This window comes from Scytonema sp. UIC 10036 (assembly GCF_009725235.1).
The window spans coordinates 1-23,053 of the sequence record NZ_WJFC01000127.1; the positions used below are offsets into that span (position 1 = coordinate 1).

16 protein-coding genes, 1 CRISPR repeat array and 1 riboswitch are annotated in these 23,053 nt (G+C 41.7%); of the genes, 7 read left to right on the forward strand and 9 right to left on the reverse strand.

Going from position 1 to position 23,053, the window contains the following annotated elements:
- Positions 1–18 precede the first annotated feature (18 nt).
- The gene (locus tag F7734_RS39920; protein WP_155749966.1) at positions 19–2,430 is read right to left on the reverse strand and encodes a sucrose synthase; all 2,412 of its coding nucleotides are present in this window, start codon (positions 2,428–2,430) and stop codon (positions 19–21) included.
- A 404-nt stretch (positions 2,431–2,834) separates the two neighbouring features.
- Positions 2,835–2,996, forward strand: a riboswitch (cyclic di-AMP (ydaO/yuaA leader).
- A 138-nt stretch (positions 2,997–3,134) separates the two neighbouring features.
- Here F7734_RS39920 and F7734_RS39930 point away from each other — a divergent pair.
- Together F7734_RS39930 and F7734_RS39935 are read left to right on the forward strand one after the other, a co-directional pair.
- Entirely contained in the window at positions 3,135–3,380 is a 246-nt protein-coding gene (locus F7734_RS39930) for a hypothetical protein (RefSeq protein ID WP_155749968.1), read from the forward strand.
- A gap of 62 nt (positions 3,381–3,442) precedes the next feature.
- Positions 3,443–4,741: a hypothetical protein gene (locus F7734_RS39935; protein ID WP_155749969.1), complete on the forward strand. Its 1,299-nt coding sequence runs from the start codon at positions 3,443–3,445 to the stop codon at positions 4,739–4,741.
- A gap of 69 nt (positions 4,742–4,810) precedes the next feature.
- Here F7734_RS39935 and F7734_RS39940 read toward each other — a convergent pair whose 3' ends face one another.
- On the reverse strand, positions 4,811–4,987 hold the full coding sequence (locus F7734_RS39940; RefSeq protein ID WP_207714327.1) for a hypothetical protein: 177 nt from the start codon (positions 4,985–4,987) through the stop codon (positions 4,811–4,813).
- Complete coding sequence (locus F7734_RS39945) at positions 4,980–5,501, reverse strand: hypothetical protein (RefSeq protein WP_243147344.1); 522 nt, start codon at positions 5,499–5,501, stop codon at positions 4,980–4,982. Before F7734_RS39945 ends, F7734_RS39940 begins: the two co-directional genes overlap by 8 nt.
- A 370-nt stretch (positions 5,502–5,871) precedes the next feature.
- On the opposite strand from F7734_RS39945, the gene F7734_RS39950 reads away from it, so the two are divergent.
- The 4 genes from F7734_RS39950 to F7734_RS39965 all read left to right on the forward strand — a co-directional run bounded on the left by F7734_RS39950 (position 5,872) and on the right by F7734_RS39965 (position 13,929).
- Positions 5,872–7,305 carry an AAA-like domain-containing protein gene (locus tag F7734_RS39950; RefSeq protein ID WP_155749970.1) on the forward strand — a complete coding sequence of 478 codons (1,434 nt, stop codon included), beginning with the start codon at positions 5,872–5,874 and terminating at the stop codon, positions 7,303–7,305.
- Positions 7,306–7,668: 363 nt separating this feature from the next.
- On the forward strand, positions 7,669–11,373 hold the full coding sequence (locus F7734_RS39955; RefSeq protein ID WP_155749971.1) for an AAA-like domain-containing protein: 3,705 nt from the start codon (positions 7,669–7,671) through the stop codon (positions 11,371–11,373).
- Positions 11,374–11,744: 371 nt separating this feature from the next.
- A complete protein-coding gene (locus F7734_RS39960) occupies positions 11,745–13,076 on the forward strand; it encodes a Rieske 2Fe-2S domain-containing protein (protein WP_155749972.1) in 1,332 nt (443 codons plus the stop codon).
- Between the two features lie 361 nt (positions 13,077–13,437).
- Positions 13,438–13,929, forward strand: coding sequence for a TerB family tellurite resistance protein (locus F7734_RS39965; protein WP_155749973.1), 492 nt, complete (start codon positions 13,438–13,440; stop codon positions 13,927–13,929).
- 769 nt (positions 13,930–14,698) lie between these two features.
- Here F7734_RS39965 and F7734_RS39970 read toward each other — a convergent pair.
- A complete protein-coding gene (locus F7734_RS39970; RefSeq protein ID WP_166482442.1) occupies positions 14,699–15,343 on the reverse strand; it encodes a TetR/AcrR family transcriptional regulator in 645 nt (214 codons plus the stop codon).
- Between the two features lie 132 nt (positions 15,344–15,475).
- Here F7734_RS39970 and F7734_RS39975 point away from each other — a divergent pair, with 132 nt between their 5' ends.
- Complete coding sequence (locus F7734_RS39975; RefSeq protein WP_155749974.1) at positions 15,476–16,603, forward strand: FAD-dependent monooxygenase; 1,128 nt, start codon at positions 15,476–15,478, stop codon at positions 16,601–16,603.
- A 51-nt stretch (positions 16,604–16,654) separates the two neighbouring features.
- Here the strand turns inward: F7734_RS39975 and F7734_RS39980 are convergent, their stop codons facing one another.
- The 5 genes from F7734_RS39980 to cas7i all read right to left on the reverse strand — a co-directional run bounded on the left by F7734_RS39980 (position 16,655) and on the right by cas7i (position 23,015).
- Positions 16,655–16,813, reverse strand: a complete 159-nt coding sequence (locus F7734_RS39980) for a hypothetical protein (RefSeq protein ID WP_243147345.1) — start codon at positions 16,811–16,813, stop codon at positions 16,655–16,657.
- Positions 16,814–16,962: 149 nt separating this feature from the next.
- A CRISPR array of direct repeats spans positions 16,963–19,153; the repeat unit is 36 nt; unit sequence GTGCTCAACACCTTACGGTATCTAAGGTTTAATCAG.
- A gap of 263 nt (positions 19,154–19,416) precedes the next feature.
- Positions 19,417–19,710 (reverse strand): CRISPR-associated endonuclease Cas2, encoded by a 294-nt coding sequence (gene cas2 / locus F7734_RS39985; protein ID WP_038071942.1) that lies wholly within the window; start codon positions 19,708–19,710, stop codon positions 19,417–19,419.
- A 9-nt stretch (positions 19,711–19,719) separates the two neighbouring features.
- On the reverse strand, positions 19,720–21,384 hold the full coding sequence (cas1, locus tag F7734_RS39990; protein WP_155749976.1) for a type I-MYXAN CRISPR-associated endonuclease Cas1: 1,665 nt from the start codon (positions 21,382–21,384) through the stop codon (positions 19,720–19,722).
- Positions 21,385–21,441: 57 nt separating this feature from the next.
- Complete coding sequence (gene cas5 / locus F7734_RS39995) at positions 21,442–22,092, reverse strand: type I-MYXAN CRISPR-associated protein Cas5/Cmx5/DevS (protein ID WP_155749977.1); 651 nt, start codon at positions 22,090–22,092, stop codon at positions 21,442–21,444.
- Positions 22,089–23,015, reverse strand: coding sequence for a type I-B CRISPR-associated protein Cas7/Cst2/DevR (gene cas7i, locus F7734_RS40000; RefSeq protein ID WP_166482443.1), 927 nt, complete (start codon positions 23,013–23,015; stop codon positions 22,089–22,091). The genes cas5 and cas7i overlap by 4 nt, the downstream gene beginning before the upstream one ends.
- Positions 23,016–23,053: the final 38 nt, after the last annotated feature.

Genomic DNA, 23,053 nt, shown 5'->3' on the forward strand with positions numbered 1-23,053 from the left:
CTCCCTACTCCCTACCCCCTACCTCTGCATATGCTGCTCTAAAATCTTTTCAGCTCTAGGTTTGAAGAGTAAATGGAATAAAGTTTCTAGATAGCGTCCCCTGGCTTCACTATTTTCCTGATTGACAAAGTTCCAAAAACTGTAGAGTTTGGCAAGCAGTAATAACTGCTTGGTATGTAATTCCCAGTTGTATTTATTACGGATACGCTGAGTTACCCACTCTGATATTTTATACCAGTGCTCTGGCTGCATATCACATTGGTCAATAAAGTTCGATATTATCTTAGCTGTTCCATCTAAATCTGTAGGATTGACATGAAACTCATTTTCTCCGTCTTCAATAATTTCTAAAGAACCACCAAATTGTGTTGCAAAAATCGGTAACCCAGAACTCATTGCTTCAAGAATGGCTCTACCAAAAGCTTCAAAGCGGGCAAAGTGAACAAAAAGACCTCCTCGAGCGGCAATTGCGCGGTAAGCTTCCCCAATTTCCATCAGGGGAATGTGCATACCTATCCAACGAATGCGTCCGTGAAGATTGTATTCATTAATAATGTTATGAAGCCGTTCAATCTCTCTGGCTTCGTCTGAGTTGGTTGCTTGCTCTGAATGTAATTTGTCAGAAAGGATAATTAAATTGCAACGTTCTTGTAAATCTCGACTTCGACCAAAACACTCTGCCAATCCTGCAAGATTATCTATGGGAGTGGTGCTACCAACAGCAAAAATCGGTCTCTTGTTTGTGTTTTCTAGATGTCCCAGAATTTGCGAGTCTTCGCGGGTAAAGAGTAAGTCTTTGACTCGTGCTTGAAGGTTGGGATCGCGGTTTTCTTTTTGATTGTAGGGGAAGAAAATATGTTCGTTCACCCCTGGTGGTACTGTGTTGAACTTGGGACTAAATAGGTCAATTCCATCTACTACATGGTACAACTGTGGCATTGTAAAGTTTTTGTATGACTCATATTGACCCATTGTGTCGGGTGTCCCTACAATTTCTTGATAGGTCGATGTCACAATAAAGTCCGCCGCATTCATACCAATTATATCGGAGGTGTATTGGGCTGAGAAGTGGTATTTGTCTTCTAAGTCTTGCCAATACAAATTGCTGAATAAGTTTTTGGGCTTTTCTAGGGAATGAGCAATATTACAGTGAGTGACTTTCAAACGGCGTGCTAAAAGAAAAGCAACTAAATTCCCATCGCTGTAATTACCAATAATCAGGTCTGGTTTGCCTCGAAATTGTGCGAGTAACTCTCTTTCTGCGTCTAAGGCAAATGTTTCAAGATAGGGCCAAATTTCAAATTTAGAAATCCAGTTTTGCGTAATATTGGGATTAACGTCTAGGAAGGGAACGCGTAAAATCCAAGCATTTTCTGTACCTTGAACTTTTTCTAAGCGCAAGTTACATTGGGTTCCTTCACAATTGGGAATCAGGCGGGTGAGAATGGTTACTTGGGGTTGGATACCAAGAACTTCTAGCCCAGCGAGTTGGATTTCTTCGCGCAGTTTGTTTTCTAAACTTCGAGCTTGTTCGAGAACGTAGATGACTTGACCTGCTGTTTCGGGTCGTCCCATCACTCCTTCCTGTCCAACCCAGCCATGTACGGAAACAAGTACAACACGGAAGACGGAGGGAACGCGGGAAACAAAGGCTTCTAGAATAGCAGGTTCAGGAGTGTCAATCAGTCGGTTGAGGAGTGCTAAGGTCTCCAGTACGCGAGATGCGGTGTTTCCCCAACCCGGTTCAAAACCCAAGTCTTGCAATTCATAGCGGAATTTTTCGTAGGGTTCGCTTGGGTGGCGATCGCTCAACAAACCAATAGCTAGTCTGACTTGTTGGGCAAACTGAGTTCCTGAGAGAATGCGACCGTTAATCAGTAGAGGAACGCCATCATACTGGCGTCGTTTTAGAACATCGTACAGGACTTCCAACCAATACCCAGGGGCTGTCAGCACTTGAGAACACAAGTACCGATTGAGAAACCCCAGCCCTTGACCAATATTTCTGGGATCGTCAATTTTAGGAGAACCGCGATCGAAGGGTCGGAAATCTATTTCTAAGATTTGAGGCTGGTAGCGATCGACACGGCGATCGCGCACATCAAGAAGTTCTTGCGGTGTCATTTGCTCAAAGCTTGTAAGATTTGCCCCCAATCGCCAAGCTTCTTGAACACCTATCCGAGGTCGGAGAAGGAACCAAGCGCTTTCCTCCTCTAGAATGATTTCATGAGTGTAGTGAATAAGTTTGCCTAAAGAAGAAGAGTGAAAAAAATACGCTGGCTTTTGCGAGTGGTGACAATAGTCCGCAAAAGCTTGCAAAATTTCGTTTCTCAGGAAGTACTTCTTCCCAGAAGCACTTAGATCGTAGACCAACTGACGCAGAGCCGTTTTCTCATCACTGTTTGCGACAGTTTGAACTAGTTCATGCATAGCCAACTCCTGACCGTTAGATAGACCGCAACCTCATTTTTCTCCCTGACTGAAATAACGATTTGCCTTGTTGTGACGCTTTCATAGAGGTTCACCCCCTACGTTAGCGCATATCTTGCTTTGGGATCAGCTTCCTTAGAAAGGATAAAGTATCAAGGATAAAGTATAAACCGTTCACCTCGTTCCCAGGCAGAGCCTGGGAATGCCTCAAGAGAGGCTCCGCCTCCGGAAAGGTAAGCAACCCGGCAGTCTGCATTCCCAACCTTTAGCCAAAAGCGAGAGAAGGACAAAGTATAAATTTTTACATTTAATACTTTCTTCTTATTTCTTAAGTAAAGATTATTTTGAGAAATTAAAATAGAGATTGACTGCTCTAGCATTTCAGTATTATTTTATGTATTGATTGGGAAAAGTCGCCTAATTCAATCCAGTTATGTGGTTAAAGAATCTAAAACACTGGGTTAGAAGCGGAGGAACCAATGTATCGGGGCGAATCTTTGGAGAAAGAGAGGCACCTTCCAGCCTTAGCCCGTCAGCTAACTCCGTCGGCATTGGAAGGAGTATCAATGGTAGAGGCTTGCATTAAGCTGCATTCCTAAGATCCTCCTACATGTAACACACAGCACATCTTAGAAACCCGTGATATCCAGCAATAACCCATGTTTATTGCTAAGTAGATCTAGTTCCAAACTAAGGAGGATAAAATGCCTATCCAAAATCGCACATTCTTTAGCGAACACGTTACCTTTTTGCCAGAAAACCAATTTAAGGAAATTGGTGAGTGTGCAGGTAAAAAACTTTTACTGATTGGTAGAACCAAAGGTTACGGCGAACCAATTGTGGCTACAAGTCAGACAGAAGAGCCAAGCCAAGAAGATTTATACGCCTACGATCTTTACGAACTGCTAAAGTTGGGCAACGAGCCAGTTACAATTGTGGAAGAAATATAAAACAGTAATCAGTACTAGTCATCCGTCACTGGTCACTGGTCACTGGTCACTGGTCACTGATTATGAATAACCGCAGGTTAGATACTTTCTCCCTGGCGGCTTTATTGGTTTCAGCACATTATGGTTTGGGATTTCTTTTAGGAACAGCAGAGAAATCCCTGACTCATGGTGCGGCTGGTAGCCTTTATGCTGTCTCTCTTGGCTTGGGTACAATTGCTCTCATAGCATTGGCAAAGTTTTACTGGACGCAAACAGAACAAATTTGGACTCTCCTTGGTTCTGCTTATGGCAGTGGAGTAAAAATATTTGTAGGGCTAATGTCTTGGGTTTCCCTGATTGGTATTGAAGCCGTACAGTTAATTTCCGCCGCCTTTATCCTCAAAGTCTTTGGCATCCCAACTATACCCACAATGATTGTTTTGGCAACTTTGTTTGCCATTCTCTCTTTGTTACCAGTAGAGAAAGCAGGCTCTATCTTGCGAGGGTTGCTTGTTATCAATTTTTTGGCTCTTCTTTACGGGCTGTGGGTGCTTCATGGGTTTCCTGAGTATTTGCGATCGCCGTTAGAGTTTGCAAATTCACTTCAATTAGAAAGCTTGCCAACAACAATAGGTATAACACTTTCTACGGTTCTGTTGGTGCTGATAGATATGAAGTACCAAATGTATCTTGTTCAAGCAAAAGATATACAAAGTCTCTATAAAGGATGTCTTTTAGCAGGAATTTTGTTATTTTTGCTCGCTTTATTACCTTCAACAGTTGTGATAGCAGCTCATAAGGCTGGAGTTTTACCTGATGGTATAGGTGGTAAAGAAACTCTGCCCTATATTCTATCTTGGATTGCTGGTGGCACTGACAAACCCTTAGGTATTGCGTTGATTGTATCTTTACTAGTTCCTTCACTTGGTATTGGTAGCAGCATATTACGAGTACAGAGCAAAATTATCTTGGATTTTAATATTCTGCCAATTTCTCTTATTAATAGGTTACTTATAACTTTTGGAAATGCGCTTTTTGGTTTGATTGTCGCTTTAAGAGGAGGCGAAATTGTGAGTTTAATTGTGGCTTTTTATGCTGCTTATGTCGGTGCAGTTATTGTTCCCTTTGCTGCTTATTTAATTGCCCAAGGAAAACGCTATACTTTTGGTAAATCAAGTGTCCGGTTATCTTTAATTGCAAGCAGTTGTTCGTCAATATCTCTTTTAATTGTAACTTGTTTTAATTTCCATCTAGAACTCTTAGGGAGTACGGAATTAAACATCATGGCAGCAGGGATTTTCTCTGGAGTGTTATTTTTGATTATGGGTGAAGTTATAGAAAAATACTCCCCCACATCAAGAACAGCGACCAGTGACCAGTGACCGCGCTCTCGTCTCTCGTTCCCTCGTCTCTCGTCTCTCGTTCCCAGGCTCCGCCTGGGAATGCCTTCATTAGAGGCTCTGCCTCTTGTATTCAAAAACGTTGACATCAGCGCCTATATCAAGCAAAGCAGTAACTTGTAAGAAGCGATCGCCATGATTCAACACTAAGTTCAAAAATGGAACATGAAGAGTCAAACCTAAATTATTTTTCTTTTTAGTGTGAGCAAATCTCTGTCCTTTAGACATTTTTACTATGTTTATACTCTTCTAGCATTTTATTCATTTTATAAGCAGCTTCATAAGAATCATAAGACGAATCCATAGAGTCATTTACATGAGATTGAAACTTATTCCATCGCGTACCCTTGGAACCAACACGATCCACCCAATAAGGCAATGTGAATAATCCATCCTCATCTTGTACCAACCATTGCAAAGACTGACTGCGATCGCTTTCTGACCACACTGTTACAGAATTGACTAAATCCCGACTTTCTCCCAAGCATAAACCACCAAAACGCTCTATTGAAGCGGGGTTTGTAAATGCTTGTTCTAACCTTTCTGATAATGTTGTTTGGGATTTATCAGTTTGAGAATCAATCCAAGTAATAAATCTCACATCAGTGAGTAATTCTTGGTAATCTGGTCTGGAGTTTGTTGGATCGTGAATGTCTTTTTTCTTGAAACGGCGAAAAGTACGGATGACGGTTGATTTTTGAGGTTGAGAAAGAACAGCGTTACCGGAGGTCGGACTCCCCACCTCGTTTCCAGGCTCTGCCTGGGAATGCCTTCTTTTTTTTCTAAGTTTTTTTATTTGTGACAGTTAGGGTGCGGAAGCGAGGTTACAAGGTGGTGTACTTGCAGACCTCTATGACTCTTAATTCACATCTACAAATTTTTGTCAAGTTCATTCTTATCAATTTTTAACCATTGTTGTTACTGTACCTCACTAGACTGAGAAATCATATATAAAATGTTTACTATCAAGCTATTATAGTGTAATGTAATGTAATTGATTGAAGTAGCAATAAATTCTCAAAAAATTAGGTACTAAGTGTATTAAGACTTATAATCGTGAATGAGAATTTAAGGAATTAAATGTAAAAACTGCTACTTTAGAAAATTGCTAGATGTATAAACTAGAACAAAGTAAAAAGAAACGCAGACGAGGAGTTACACTAACTTCCATAGGAATTAAACGGTTACAGTCAGCAATTCTTTCCATGGAGATAGTAGAAAATAAAGGCGAGCGCTTAAGTCTAGAAGAACTGAGCGATCGCATTAATGTTTCCAGTAGAACTCTGAGTAAATTATGGTCTTCAAGTGTAGGTGTAGATCAAAAAACACTGAAACTTTGCTTTAGTGCTTTTAATTTGGAATTACAAAGCCAGGATTACACTAATGTAAGTGAAGCAAATGAAACTGAAACATCTGAGTTTTTGTGTGTTGGTTCAAATACAGAAGAAAATTCATTTCAACCTTCCCACTTCACCTCATTTGTAGAAGAAGATCGCAAACAAACCCAACAGATAGAAAAACTTTGGTCATACCCGGATGGTGTTGTACCTTTAGATTCTGACTTTTATATTGAACGTCCGCCACTAGAAAGAAGGGTTTTTCAAGAAGTAACTACTAGTGGCTGCGTGATTCGGATTAGGGCCCCCAAACAGATGGGTAAAAGTTCACTTGTGTTGAGGCTATTAGCCTTTGCACAGAAGCTTGGGTATCAGACTGTGAATCTGAATTGCTACCAATTTGAGAATGAGTGTCTAACTGATTTAAATAAGCTGTTGCGTCGTCTTTGCTGGAAAATTGCAACAGAGTTAGGTATTGAACCCAACCTTAAGGAAAAATGGGATGAAGAAATTGGCTACAGCGTGAGTAGCGGAATCTATTTAGAAAACTATTTGCTCGCTCAATGTCAAAGCCCAGTGGTTTTGGTGTTGAATGAGATTGACCGTTTTTTTGAATATCCTCACATTTGTCAAGATTTTTTTGCTTTACTACGGTCGTGGTGTGAGGAAGCACGACACAATCCCAACTGGCAAAAGCTGAGGTTAGTGATGGTTTATTCAACAGAAGAGTACATCTCTCTGGATATTAACCTCTCACCTTTTAATATTGGTCTACCGATTCGTCTGAACGAATTTACCCAAGGACAAGTAGAAGATTTAGCTAGGCGGTATAATTTAAGCTCTTGTACATCTAAAGATATTGCCCAATTGATGTCACTGGTAGGGGGACATCCAGCACTGATTCAGATTAGTTTGTACTATCTTTGCTCTCAAGAAATGACTCTGCAAGAACTGATAGAGGATGCGATCGCCAATGGTGGCATCTACCGCTATCATTTATGGCGACTCTGGCTAAAACTGCAAAAAAATCAGGCTTTAGCAAAGACTTATGCTAAAGTTCTGGTAGCAAAGCAAGGTATTTCTATCGATCCTATTGAGGCTTACAAGCTTGAAAGTTTGGGATTAATTCGTTTTGAGGGCGCTCTCGTCTTACCACGTTTTGAACTCTACCGTGCTTATTTTCAAAAACTGTTATCGACAATTGTTTAACAATAGATTTTCCAAAGAATGAAAGATGTAATGGCGTTAACTGTTTCAAAATTATCATGTAAGATTTGTTCTGGTTTGATGAGTCATAAAATTAAAATTCTTGGTAAGTAGTAACAATTTGATTTATCAAACTATAATCCATTAATCTGGAAGAAATAACAAGGAAAGTTAAGAAATTTAAGAAGAAAGTAAATATTTTTTTGGGAAAGTTAAGAAAGTTTAGGGTAAAAATAGTGAAGACATTGTTGGCAAAATAAATAGTATCAAATCGTACTGTAAAGCTGATGATATTGATTTTTAATAAATAATCGAAAAATTGGGAATAATTCTGTTATCATTTGTACATGATAATCACATTTCAATATGAGATATCAGGTAGGAGGTAGTCTCCACGGTAACAATCCGACATATGTTGTCCGTCAAGCAGACGAAAAACTTTATGATAGCTTGAAAGCTGGTAATTTTTGCTACATCTTCAATTCTCGCCAGATGGGCAAGTCATCCTTACTACAGCGCACGAGTTACCGTCTTCGAGAAGAAGGTCATAGCTGTGCTTACTTGGATATGACCCGTTTGGGTATTGAGGTGACTGCAGCCGAGCGATGGTACAAAGGCATTATTATCAGCTTGTTCTACAGCTTTAAGCTAGAATCGCAGGTCAACTTTAAACATTGGTGGGAGACGCAAGCTGGCATTTCTTCGGTGCAAAAACTACACTCCTTTGTGGAAGAAATTTTACTGCCAAATGTCAAAAGTGATTTTCTACGAAACGGCCAAGCCGAACGTATTTTCATCTTTATTGATGAAATTGATAGCCTGCTGCGTTTAAATTTTCCCATTAACGACTTTTTTGCTTGGATTCGTCAGTGCTATAATCTGCGACCAGAGAATCCAAGCTTTGAACGCTTGGGATTTGCACTATGTGGTGTAGCTAGTCCCTCTGACCTGATCGCTGATAAACGCCGCACACCCTTTAACCTTGGTAAAGCAATTGAGTTACAAGGCTTTCAACTGCATGAGGTCGCCCCTTTGGTTGAAGGATTAAAGGAAGTAGTCAGTCAACCACAAGTAATATTGCAAGAGATTATTCATTGGACGGGAGGACAACCGTTTCTCACACAAAAACTCTGCGATTTAATTGTCCAACTTGCTGATGAAAATACTACACAAATGATTACTCTGGCTCCAGGCACAGAAGCATTGTGGGTAGAGCAATTAGTAAAAACGCGGGTTATTCAACATTGGCAATCACAAGACGAACCCGAACATCTGCGTACTATAAGAGATCGCCTACTATTCAACGAACAACGGGCAGGGCGATTATTGGGTATTTATCAGCAAGTGTTGCAAGCCGAGTTAGCGCTTGTGCAGGGGAGCAGGGGAGCAGAGGCGCAGGGGAGCAGAGGCGCAGGGGAGCAAAGGAGTAGGGGAGACGAGTTTTCCCCTCAGCTTCATCCTCCTGTCCCGATTGATGATAGTCGAGAACAGACAGAACTGTTGTTATCTGGTTTAGTGGAGAAACACAACGGTTATCTCAAAATTAAAAATCCCATCTATCGCAATGTTTTCAATACCGAGTGGGTATTAAGACAACTAGACAATCTCCGCCCATACTCGCAGACATTCAATGCTTGGGTCGTATCAGGATATAAAGATGAATCGCGTTTGCTGCGAGGACAGGCACTCAAAGATGCTCAAAAATGGTTGCAGGGCAAAAGTCTGAGCGATTTAGATTATCAGTTTTTAGCTGCAAGTATTGAATGCGATCGCATGGAAGTGCAAACGGCATTGGAAGCAGCACGGGCTAAAGAAGTAGAAGCACGACTTATAGAAGAGAAAGCACGACTCGTACAAGAGAAAAAGACAGCTAAATTGCAAAGATTTTTGCTAGTTGTAGTGTGTATCGGGTTTCTCATCTCTACCAGTTTGGGTATAGGGAGTTTTGTTCTGTATCATCAAACAAAGAAAAGCGAAGCTCAAGCTAGGCGCAGCGAAATCCAAGCTAAGAGCAGCGAAATTAGAGCGCTTGTATCTTCTTCTATTGGACTGTTTGCCTCAAATCGCAGATTAGATGCGCTCACAGAAGCAATCAAAGCCAAAGACAAACTGCAAAAGCTAGGAATAGCAAACACAAATCTTGCATCTCTAGTTGAAGATGCACTAGAGCAAGCAGTTTATGGAGCAGATGAGTACAACCGTTTTGTCGGTCATACAGCAAGTGTTATGGCAGTAGATGTCAGTCCTGATAGTTCTCTAATTGCCTCAGCCAGTCTGGATAGAACAATTAAACTTTGGCGACGTGATGGTACAGTAGTTGCAACTCTCGAAGGTCATCAGGGAGCAGTGAGAGCAGTCGCTTTTAGTCCTGATGGTCGGATACTTGCCTCGGCGAGTGAGGATGGTACTATTAAACTTTGGCAGCGCGATGCCAAAGACGCATCGTGGCGAATTTCTAGAACATTCAAAGGTCACACAGCTTCAGTCTGGGGAGTAGCGTTTAGTCGGGATGGTCAAACTATTGCCTCTGCAAGTTGGGACACAACGGTGAGAGTCTGGAAGAGAGACGGCACTTTACTGAAAACGTTTCAAGGTTATAAAACTGGGTTTAGGGGAATAACTTTTAGTCCTGATAATCAAACCATTGCAGCTGCCAATCTAGACGGGACAGTAAAACTCTTGAGACGAGACAATTCAGGCTGGCAGAACGCCAAACCCCTACAACCTCTCCAAGGTCACACAGCTTGGGTTGTCGGCGTAGCTTTCAGTCCTGACGGTCAGACTATTGCGACCGCAAGTGAAGATAAAACCGTCAAACTTTGGCAGCGAGACAGCACAGATGGTAGTTATCGCCTGGATAAAACTCTTAAAGGTCATAGTGCTGGAGTTTCGAGAGTAGCATTTAGTTCCGATGGTCAGACTATTGCCTCCGCCAGTCTCGACAAAACTGTTAAACTTTGGAACATTGATGGTACAGAACTCAGAACCCTGAGAGGACATAGTGCATCTATTTGGGGAGTTACTTTCAGTCCCGACGGTAGCTTTATAGCTTCAGGGGGTGCAGAAAACCTTGTCAGACTCTGGCAGAGTGAAAATCCATTCCAAAAGAGTATCATAGCCCATAAAGCAGGGATTTGGTCAATAGCGATCGCCTCTGACAGTTCCACCATCGCCACAGCTAGCCACGAAAACACCGTTAAATTTTGGAGTCGTCAAGGCAAATTACTCGAAACTTTGACTGAAGAAAGTATAGTCTTCCAGGTTTCTTTCAGTGAGGATAACAAGTTAATTGCTCTTCCCTCTGACGATAATACGATAAAACTCAAGCGACGAGACGGTAAATTAACTGCTAGTTACAAAAATCCTGATAGCAGAATGACAGCAGCAGTATTGAGTCCCGATGGTCAAGCGATCGCTATAGCTAATGTTGACAATAATATTCAGATCTGGAACAGAGGTCGCCTTATACCACAGATTCTTAAAGGACATCAAGGCGAAGTATGGGAAGTAGCATTTAGTCCCAACAGTCGGCTAGTTGCCTCAGCTAGTAGCGATGGTACTGTTAAGCTATGGACGCTGGAGGGTAAGTTGCTCAGAACCCTTGTCGGACATTCAGCAGTAGTATGGATCGTTGCCTTTAGTCCTGACGGTAAAATGGTGGCTTCTGGAAGCGGCGACAATACCGTTAAGTTGTGGACGGTGGATGGCAAGTTATTGCAAACATTCAAAGGTCACACAGCTGCGATTTGGGGGGTAGCGTTTAGTCCCGACAGCAAAATACTTGCTTCTGGGAGTGGAGATGGAACCGTCAAGCTTTGGAAGTTGGATGGTACAGAACTAACGACCCTCAGAGGACATACCGCAGCGATTAGGAAAACTGTCATCAGCCGCGATGGAACTTTATTAGTTTCAGGAGGTGATGATAACACGCTAATTATTTGGAACTTGCAGCGAATTCTCAATCTAGATGTACTAACTTCTGGTTGCAATTTAGTCCAAGATTATTTGAAAACTAATATAGCTTTAGAAAAGAGCGATCGCTCTATTTGTAATCAGCCAAATTCTAAATAAACCTTGTGCTGATGCTTACAAATTTCTACGATTATCCTTGTGAGCTTGCTTACAATAGCCCCTCACTTTTCAAACATCCTTTTAATTGTCTCAAAAATTTGCTTAAATTTCTTAAATTTCCTTGCATTTTTGCTGTGATACTAAGAAGATGTGAAGGCGTATATGCCAAGAGTAATTTATCAACAGTTTTACAAGGAATTTAATGGGTAAACACTGAAGATAAAACTGGAAATCATCAAGCAAACATACAAAATTACACAATATTTAATTTTGAGAAAATTAGTATTAGTTCTCTATGTAAAGTTAGTGTAAAAAAATACTAGTTGCAAATCCTTTTCTTTTCCTACACCCAATACCCCAATTTTTGTCAAATGAAGCCAGAATTCAATTTTTTTCAACATTGGTATCCTCTTTCACCAGTTGAAGACTTAGATCCCAAACAACCGACTTCAGTATCACTTTTAGGACTACGTTTAGTCATCTGGAAACCCAAATCATCTCCAAATTTTCAGGTGTTTTTAGATCGATGTCCCCACCGCCTTGCTCCTCTAAGTGAGGGTCGCATTGATGATGAAACAGGGAATTTAATGTGTAGCTATCATGGTTGGCAATTCGATCGCCAAGGAATTTGTACTCATATTCCCCAAGCAGAAAATCCAGAACTTTTGAGCAAGCATAAGGAAAATCTCTGTGCTGTAGCACTACCAACTTGTCAGCAACAGGATTTACTCTGGGTTTGGCCAGATGCAAAATCAAGCCAACAAGCTACCGATACACCATTACCTTTGTCACCCCAAATAGACGCAAGCAAGGGCTTTGTTTGGTCTTCTTTTGTACGGGATTTAGAGTATGACTGGCAAACTCTTGTGGAAAATGTGGCAGATCCCAGTCATGTTCCTTTTTCTCATCATGGCGTGCAGGGCGATCGCAAACAAGCAAGACCAATCCCACTCAAAATTGTGCAATCAACACCTAATTTGATTGAAGCAACTACAAAAGAAGGTTTGCAAAGAACAATCACTTTTCAACCACCTTGTCGCTTGGAGTATGCGATCGGTTTGGGGGATGACGGCAAACAGCTGGGACTTGTCACCTACTGTATACCTGTGTCTCCAGGTAAGTCTAGAATTGTCGCTCATTTTTCCCGTAACTTTGCCAAAGCACTCCATCATATCACACCTCGTTGGTGGGATCACCTCAGCAATCGCAATCTGGTTATTGATGGAGATATGGTGCTTCTTATGCAGCAAGAGTATTTTCTCCAACAAACAAAATCTACCGAAAGCTGGAAAACTGCCTATCAGATGCCTACAAGTGCAGACCGTTTAGTCATAGAGTTTAGGAGTTGGTTCGATCGCTACTGTCACGGACTACTACCCTGGAGCGAAGTTGGAATCGATGTGCCAACAACAAGGAATATCAATAGCGATCGCCAACAAATCCTGGATCGCTACAAACAACACACCCAGCATTGTCGTAGCTGTCGAGAAGCACTTTTAGTTGTGCAACGCTTGCAAGCAGTGCTTTTAATCTACTTTGCTATTACAGTTTGTGCTGTTGCTCTCCTTGGCGATAGATTGCAACTAACTCTGAGTTTACCCTTAACTGTGGCAGCACTATTAGGTTTAGGCGCTTATGCTTGGCTGAGATTCTGGCTTCGTCCGAGATTTTACTTTGTGGACTACATCCATGCAGATAGATAAAGACAACTTTCAGACATTTTTGCTGTAGTCTGGATTTTTGTAGTACAAAAATACTGCTTAGCTGAAGTGCTAATGCTTACACATTTCCGCCATTAGCCTAGTAAGCTTGCTCACAATAGCTGCTCACTTTTCAAACTTCCTCTTAATTGCCTCAAAAATTTGCTTAAATTTCTTAACTTTCCTTGCATTTTCACTCTGATACTAAGAGTATTTGAAGGCATATATACCACTAGTAATTTATCAACAATTTTACGTGGGATTTAATGGGTGAACACTAATTAGAAAACTGGACAACAATTCTTTCATTTATTAATTGCATTTGCCAAAGAGCGAACTCTCAAAAAAATTAAAGAGGTAATTTATGAACAATCTCAAACAAACACAGCCTGCTTCAGAATTCATGAAAAAAAACTTAGGTATTTCTGAAGCTCCTATTGAAGCATACCTGAACTACGGATATGCACTACTCGCTATTGCTGGAGCAGATGGAGAGGTTTCAGAAGCCGAATTGAACTGGTTACTAAATCATCAACGTCTTGTCGGCGCACCTGAAGAAATAATAGAAAAATACAAAGCATTTGAATACAAAAAAGCTGACTTAGAAAATTTGCTAAGTAAGATTTCAGTTGATGTTTCTACTTGGTCAAAATCAAGATCATTGTTGTATCATGCAATTCAAATGGCTCGTGCCGATAATAATTACTCAATTGAAGAGCAAAAAGCTGTAAAAAAAGCAGCTAAACTGCTGAAGGTTGAAGATGATATTGCACTTGCTCTCAATAGGTTGGTAGAAACAGAAGAAGCCGTAACTGCATTACGTAAGGCGCTACTACAAACTGAGGTTTTAGCTTAGTTGAGCCTATAGTGTATACACAAATGCTGTCTGCACGGGTTTCAAGCCTTCTAGACCCTTTCAGTTGTTATTATTACGAGCGCAGCGATAGCGACGCGAAGTAATGGCATCATCCTGTAGTTATTGCGATTGCTTTGGCGCTCTTCCTCTCTACGAGACGCTATGCGATCGCAATGACGTTCTTCTAGGAGAAATCCAATAGCCCAGAACTAGACGACGAAACAATTTATCTACCTAAATCGAACCATGAAAAAGGCATTGTGGTGCTGTTTTGGGAGTTTCTCAAGAGTAAGCTTCAATGGGACAATTGCAAAACTCTTCTTCAACTGCGACATAAGTTAGCTCAAGTGCTAGAAAATAAACTAGCATTGAATACAAATCCTAACCCAAAGAAAAAAGTGACTATTTCTTTCATGCTTACTATCTTGTATAATTTTGAATTAAAAGTACAAAATCAGCGTAGCTGGATTTTCAATGATTTCATCTGTCATTGGATGTACTGTTGCTACGCCTAACAAGAAAACTTTAGAAATAATTAGGGCTTGCTAAAAAAAAAGAAAAGGTGATAGTCTCTAGATTCTGAGACGAAAGAGGTATGTTCAGGTGCAAGACAAGAAGGTAAGGGACTTCCAGAAAATAAGTATGGGTAGAGCACAGTAGGCTCCGCCTCCCGAATGCGAGGCAGAGCCTCGCCCACTGCATTCCCAGCCAGAGGCTGGGAACGAGAGAGGAAAAATCGTTTTACCCATCGAAATTAATGGGACACTAGTTAGGATTGTCGTACACCTGCTAGGATGAGCGCGATCGCTTCACTAGTATGTTGTTCGAGCATTGCTTTGCTCAACAGCCGCTTACCCTGGGGAATTTGCTGAATGTTTCCTGCACCAATAAAATAGAACAAGCAAGTTCCCATAATATTAATTGCAGACTGAAACGGATCGAGTGGGCGAAATATCCCCTCAGCCACCCCTTGTTCTAGAATTGCGATCAAAGCCGTATCGATACTCACAGAACTACTGTGTTTGTAGTACTTTCCCTGGTTTTGCACTGCTTCGTGAAACATGATAGTCGGGAGTTTTGGGTTACGCGATACACAACCGAGCAATGCTCTCAAAAATCTTTCCAACGCCACTTCACCAGACAAATGCTCCAACTGTAATTGCTGAATTGTTTGCAAAAGCTCCGTATGCGATCGCTCCAACACTGTTTGATACAAACCTTCTTTATCTTTGAAGTAGTAATAAATCATTGACTTTGCTACACCTGTTTTGGCTGCGATCGCTTCTGTTCGCGCCGCCGTAAAACCATGTTGGGCAAATTCTTCTTCCGCAGCTGCCAAAATCACAGCTTGAGTCGCTTCAGCATCTCGAACTGGCTTGGCAGTCTTGACTTTTTCAGATTTTGTACGCGCCACAGTTGTTATAGCATTCTAGGAACTTATGGCTCAGTATATCTTTTTTCGACAGACTTGTCAGTTGACAAAACTGTAGAAAACCTGTTTGATAAAAATTAACCAACTGACAAGTCTGTCGGTAAAGGGGAAATTATGAAAAAAGTCATCATCATTGGTGGTGGAATTGGCGGTGCTGCAACTGCGCTCGCCCTTCTTCGTGCTGGTTTTGAGCCTGTCGTCTACGAGCGAACCAAAGAGTTACGAGAAGTCGGGGCTGGGATTGCGCTTTGGGCAAACGCAACCCATATCTTGAAGAACTTAGGCTTATTGGAAGAAGCAATGCGGGTTGGTTATTTCATTACCAACTATCAATTCAATTCGCAACGCGGCTTTGAGTTAGTGAATATTGCCCTCGATAACTTTGAGTTACCCGTTATTGGAATTCATCGCGCCCAATTGCATCAGCTATTGTGGCACAACGTACCGAATGAAAAATTCATTTTGGGAGAAACCTTTGAGCGATTTGAGCGCAAGGGAAATTGGGTTCGTGCCTATTTTGCTTCAGGTTTGAATGTTGAAGGGGATGCGTTAATCGGCGCAGATGGGTTGCGATCGCGAGTCAGAACTGCCATTTTAGGGGACGATCTTATTTATCGAAATTTTAAGACTTGGCGTGGTTTGACCGATTGTACTCCAAGTGCCTATCGTCCTGGATACATTCAGGAATTTTTAGGACGCGGTAAAGGATTCGGTTTCATGATGCTTGGGCTGGGAAAAATGTATTGGTATGCAGCAGCAACTGCACGCCCAGCACAACCAGATGCTGCGATCGGTCGTAAAAAAGAGCTATTGACGATGTATCAAGATTGGTTCAGAGCCATTCCTGAATTAATCGCTGCTACAGACGAAGCCAATATTTTGACCACTGATTTGTACGATCGCCCTTTAAAACAGCCTTGGAGCCAGCAAAATGTGACGCTACTTGGTGATGCTGCTCACCCCATGCTACCCACGATGGGACAGGGCGCTTGTACAACCTTGGAGGATGCTTACGTCGTCACCCAATGCTTGCAAGCACAACCAGATCCAATTATTGCTTTCCAACAGTATGAGTCAGAGCGTTTTTCACGCACCAAGGAGATCGTCCTTGCATCAAGGCAATCCGGCAAAATGGGGGAATTGAAAAACCCGGTAGCTGTGGGACTTCGCAATACTTTTATGAAGGCAATGGGTTCGGCGATCGGCAACAGTTTCAAGTCTTTCCATGCTTACCGAGCTTAGACCATTGCGGTGTGTTCTCTCCTTATTTTTTTGGGAGGGAATTTTTGCTATTTATTGGGGTAGACTGCTGCCACCATTGCGATCGCGCAAGTACTCCCAAATTTGTCGAATCTTGGTTCGGAATTCTTGCCGATCGCGCTCTGCCTGTTCCCAAAAAGCTTGGCGGTCAATTGCTGCTTGCTGCTTGTCTTGTGCTGCTTGCTCTGCCAAATTGTTGATATTGCGGTTGGTCTGTTCGCTTATATTTCTGAGGTTTTCGCTTAATTCCTGGATGTTTGCTACCAGTACATCAATAGTGGCATCATGTTCTAGAACTTTTTCGCCTACGTTGGTAAACAGTGTTTCTAGGCGGCTGAGTCGTGCTCAACACCTTACGGTATCTAAGGTTTAATCAGCATTCAGGAATAGCGACAGATATCAATTCTTACCATGCGTGCTCAACACCTTACGGTATCTAAGGTTTAATCAGTGGCTTATTGAGGATGTGCGGACCGTGATGGGTGGGTGCTCAACACCTTACGGTATCTAAGGTTTAATCAGGAATTTGGTATCGTACAGGTGCTTTTGAAGAAGTCAGTGCTCAACACCTTACGGTATCTAAGGTTTAATCAGAATAAGAAACACAGACTTTATACTCTTTTTCATCACGTGCTCAACACCTTACGGTATCTAAGGTTTAATCAGAACGGTTTCTTTTCAGGGTGAATTCTTTTCCTTCCGTGCTCAACACCTTACGGTATCTAAGGTTTAATCAGGGTTCTGCCCAATATAGGATTTAATCGCTGTTGAGGTGCTCAACACCTTACGGTATCTAAGGTTTAATCAGACGATACCCCGATCCCGATCCTTGCTTGATGCGGATACGTGCTCAACACCTTACGGTATCTAAGGTTTAATCAGTAGCGATTAACCCTAAAAAACCGTTGTATCGATTTCGTGCTCAACACCTTACGGTATCTAAGGTTTAATCAGAAATTTGAGAGTAGCGACTGCAGCATCTAGGTCTTGTGCTCAACACCTTACGGTATCTAAGGTTTAATCAGGCAATATCTTTACCATATTCTTTTTGACCCATTTGTGCTCAACACCTTACGGTATCTAAGGTTTAATCAGCCATATCTTGCTATTATCCTGTGTACGGTGCATCTGTGTGCTCAACACCTTACGGTATCTAAGGTTTAATCAGACCTTGTCTTGATCCTTCTGTTAACCCGATTATAGTGCTCAACACCTTACGGTATCTAAGGTTTAATCAGGTTTGTCCTATGCCTTTCTGTATTGTCAATGACCTTAGTGCTCAACACCTTACGGTATCTAAGGTTTAATCAGACCCTTGCAAGCTTCTGTTGATGCTTTCAAGGAAATGTGCTCAACACCTTACGGTATCTAAGGTTTAATCAGTTTTCTTGTCAGCGCTCTTAATTTCCAGAATTATCTGTGCTCAACACCTTACGGTATCTAAGGTTTAATCAGTTTTGCTTGGTAGCGTAACCAAGCCACAGCCAAGCATGTGCTCAACACCTTACGGTATCTAAGGTTTAATCAGGCATATAGTTTGGGTACGCCTCCCAATCACCGATCGGTGCTCAACACCTTACGGTATCTAAGGTTTAATCAGTCTCAAGTGTCGCCCCCGCACTCCTGATTACCGAAGTGCTCAACACCTTACGGTATCTAAGGTTTAATCAGATAATACAGTTGGTTGGTTAAGTTTCCCCTCGTCTGGTGCTCAACACCTTACGGTATCTAAGGTTTAATCAGATTAATTCGCAAGTGGCAGTGGAGGACTGCGATCGGTGCTCAACACCTTACGGTATCTAAGGTTTAATCAGGTATCTGGAATTGCCGTGAATGATTCGATAGTCGCGTGCTCAACACCTTACGGTATCTAAGGTTTAATCAGTAATAATTGGAATTCAAGGAAGTGGCAAAGGCATAGTGTGCTCAACACCTTACGGTATCTAAGGTTTAATCAGACGTTCTGACATTCTTAATCTTAATTGTTTGTTTTTGTGCTCAACACCTTACGGTATCTAAGGTTTAATCAGTGGCAAAGGCATAGTCATAAGCAATGCGTTAGATGCGTGCTCAACACCTTACGGTATCTAAGGTTTAATCAGTAATGACCCGTCGTTAAAAGCTACGGGTTTATTTGGGTGCTCAACACCTTACGGTATCTAAGGTTTAATCAGGTCGCATCCTCGTTCCGAGGCAAATTGCCCTAGAGCGTGCTCAACACCTTACGGTATCTAAGGTTTAATCAGAATCCTATCCCCAACTGAGGCTCCACAAATACTTGTGCTCAACACCTTACGGTATCTAAGGTTTAATCAGTTGCCAACGTTGTGCGCGTAAAGTTCCGCGATCGCTGGTGCTCAACACCTTACGGTATCTAAGGTTTAATCAGATGGGGACCAGCGATCGCTCTAAACCCTCTTTCTTCGTGCTCAACACCTTACGGTATCTAAGGTTTAATCAGTCGATTGCTTAAGTTAATACTGTGCAATAAACTATGTGCTCAACACCTTACGGTATCTAAGGTTTAATCAGAGCGAAGGCTGAAAGGCTCAACAAGCAAGCGCTCTAACTCAAGTTTACAAGCACCTTGCAAAAAAACCAATAAAAAACTGAAATTTCGCAATTCTCCTTCCAATCCAACCTGACTTCACCAGCTAAAACCCTTGAGATAAGGCAGTTTGAAAATTTTGCAAGCACCTACAGAACCTCAAAAATCTCTCAAATCTTGTCTTGGTAAGGATTTCAGCGCTCGCGTCTACTTTCATTACCCCAACAAACAGAGATGCTTGTATTTTTCAGACAATCAAAAAAGGCTTATCTGTATTTTCCCATGTACCTGGTCGATTATACTTGGGTATATCTTGCACGCAGCGATCGCTCAAACGCACAAACAAAATACAGTCTTCCTTCGCCAGAATCGTCTCCAACTCCCAACGTAGTTTTTCACGATCGCGTTGATTCATAACGCAGCGAAAAATTGAATATTGTATCCGTTCCCCATACCCCTCCAACAATTTGTAAGCTTTACGCCAACGTTTTGGACAGCGAATGTCGTAGCAAATGATGTAACAATTTCTGATTTCTCCCATATTATCACCTCAACGGACAATCAACTGACCGAACAAACCACCCTCACCCATCCATTCCTTTTCCAAGAGTCGCACTTCCAACTCCAGTAAACGACGATAAGTCAGGGAATATCCTGTTGCTGGATGCTTCCAAGTTTCCTGCTTGCGATTTTCGTAGAGTTCCACAAACTTACGTTTACCAGTTTCGCTCAGCCAAACTTGTTGTCCGCGAATATCAAAATCAGCTTTTATATCCCATTGATTGCGATTGACGGAAGACATGACAATCATATCTACTAAAGGAACTCGGAAAATTTCCATCAAATCTAAAGCTAAAGGTGCAGCTTGCGATCGCGGTTGGTGGTAAAACCCTAGTGCGGGTTCTAGCCCTACTATCAAGATGGCATTCATGATATCTTTGAGTAACAAAGCGTACCCAAATCCTAAAAGGCAATTGAATCTATCTTTAGGAGGACGACGATTTCTGATGTCGAACCCCATTTCTTTTGGTATATCTGGTGAAATCAGATCGGGGAAAGCATCAAAATAGAGCGCTGCTAAATTTCCTTCATATCCTAAGAGCGATTCCAAAGATTTTGCATGGGGAACGAGTTTTAGCACAGCTTTCATTTGGTCGATCGCTTTTGTTAATTTCTCGCTAGCTTTATTTTTGCCCTTCCCACGCATGAGAAATTTTCGCTGTCCTTGAGCGCGGCAAATTACGAGTTTACGAGCCAACTCTAGACAAGTATCGGAGGAACTCAGGGCAGTATACTGGCGAATGCGACGTTGAATGCTGCCATTACGAGTATCAAAACTACCCAGGTAACGACCACCGCCAGAAACAAAATGTACTCCAATTCCCTGTTCGCCACAGAAATGTAGTGCTTGGGTGGAAATCTGCGAATAGCTGTGCAGTACCAATTGAGCTACCTGTCGAGCGGGAATAGTTTCTAATGGTTGGTTGCGACGGGCAATTTTGATTTGTTCCCCAGTTCTACCCACATTAGTACCAGGTTCGAGAACGTGAATGACTTGCCTATTGTCATCTTCAGGAAACAAGCGTATCGGTTGCCATTCGCGATCGTGTGCTAGACGTGCTTCTTCAGGTAAACATACGGGTGCAAGCGAACAACGAGCACATAAGCGTTCGTTTTCGGTTACTGGTGGTCGATGGGTAGACTGTCTGAGGTTGCGTGCTTTTTCTATAGCTTCCCGAACTGCTGCTCGTCCTAAATCATCTAGTGGGATGCGAACTAATACATTGTCTGCGTGGTAGCGAATGCGACCTTCTTTAATAGATATACCAAGAGATGATTCCAGCAAACAACAGTAAGTAAGGATTTGTAATTTATCGCTTTCCCATGCTTGGGGTTGTTTGTTTTCATCCCGATGGCATCTTCCCCGCTTGTGTTCGTAGGGAATTGTTTCTCCTTCGCGAGTCCGCAATGCATCAACCCGTCCCCGTATACCTAATTCTTCGCTGATGAGGAATAATTCCTCCCAGTCTTCATCTTCTTGCTTTTCAAGTTCGGCGTGTAACCTACGTCCAGCAAATACTGCGGCATCCTGGGTGTAGAGTTCTTCGACTTCTTCAAGGTAAAATAGGCGGGGACAATAGGCTAAAGCGTGGAGAGCAGAAACGCGGATGGTTTCTAGTTTGGTAGAGAGTTCGATATGTTCGAGAATTTGCATATGTGTCTGTAAGGTAATTGTGTTTTAGCGCCTTACGACATCTGAGGCTAATGATGATTAGGTTGCCTGAATTACTGTCCAAGCAGTCTCAGGAGGAAGATAATTTTCGGATGGCTCAAGTATTAGATACCTTTTCCATCGCGTACCCTTGGAACCAACATGATCCACCCAATAGGGCAAAGTGAATAATCCATCCTCATCTTGTACCAACCATTGCAAAGACTGACTGCGATCGCTTTCTGACCACACTGTTATAGAATTGACCAAATCCCGACTTTCTCCTAAGCATAAACCCCCAAAACGTTCTATTGAAGCGGGGTTTGTAAATGCTTGTTCTAACCTTTCTGATAATGTTACTTGAGATTTATCAAGTTTACAATTAATCCAAGCGATAAATCTAATATCGGTTAGTAATTCTTGGTAATCTGGTCTAGAGTTTGTTGGATCGTGAATGTCTTTTTTCTTGAAACGGCGAAAAGTACGGATGATGGTTGATTTTTGGGGTTGAGAAAGAATAGCGATCGCTAATTTCACTCCACAATGTTTATACCTGTTAGTTTCTCCCACGATTGACAATAGCATTCCATAGACTGTCGATGGTGGGGGAAATAGGTAAGTTTCAGCATACTCCCTAGCGCGAGATTGACGAAAGCAAGCAATGGGAACTTCAATCTCTAATGCCAAACTTTTATTGGTTGCAGTTATCATCGGATTAACTCTAATTGTGGTAGTTTTAAATCTCTAGCAATAACTTGTTTCATACTTTGCACGGCTAACTTAATCCCAGGAAAAATATGTACGCCCAATTCTTCTAATTCTTTGACTTCCTTAGATTCAGTCACAGCACCAGCTATCCATAATTCCTCTGGTTCAATATCTTGATTTTTCACTTTCCTGATTAATTCCCCAATAGATATTTCTCCCTCATCCTCTTCAAAACAATATAAAATACGAGGAGAGAAATCATGCGTCCATCGTAAAATTAAGCTTTCAGGAGAAAAATCATAGAGAAACCGCGAATGATTACCTGCAACTTCTCCCAAAGAACTTAAACCATCTAAAACTGCAATTATGCGAGATTTATCTTTTAATCTTTCTGGAGTTAATGCAAATCCATATTGATAGCAAGTCGCGTGTACTTCTGTTCCATAAAGTGAAGTTCTGCCTTTTTTGCCACTTAAAGAATTAAAGGTTAAGTCACCACTAAAGGGTGTTATAGAAACAGCACGAGTCACTTCTAACACACCTCGTTTTGCTGTCGTTGTACCTTTAGCTACAGCCGCTTTTTTCCCTTTAGCTTTTGGTTCATCCGATGCTTCAACTTTTGCACCTTCAGCACGCATGAAACCTAAAACATCATCATCAATAAAAGCTGTATCATCAAAATTCTCATTTTGCCAAATATTGTCGTTAGCATCATCATTCCAACGACGATTAACTTGATAATCGTCACCACAAGTTTGCCAGTAATAACGTAATGCCCAACGAATCGCTTCGGCGGAAACTGTTGTATGTACATTATTTTTCCACAGAATTTTTTGGAGAGTCGTAATATTTCCTTCATTTTCTCCACGATTATTGGCAGCAGTTCCGTATCCAGTTAAGATATTTCCAAATAAATGAAATGTCACTTGTCAATCTCCTTAAATAAATAAAAATGTCCTTGAAA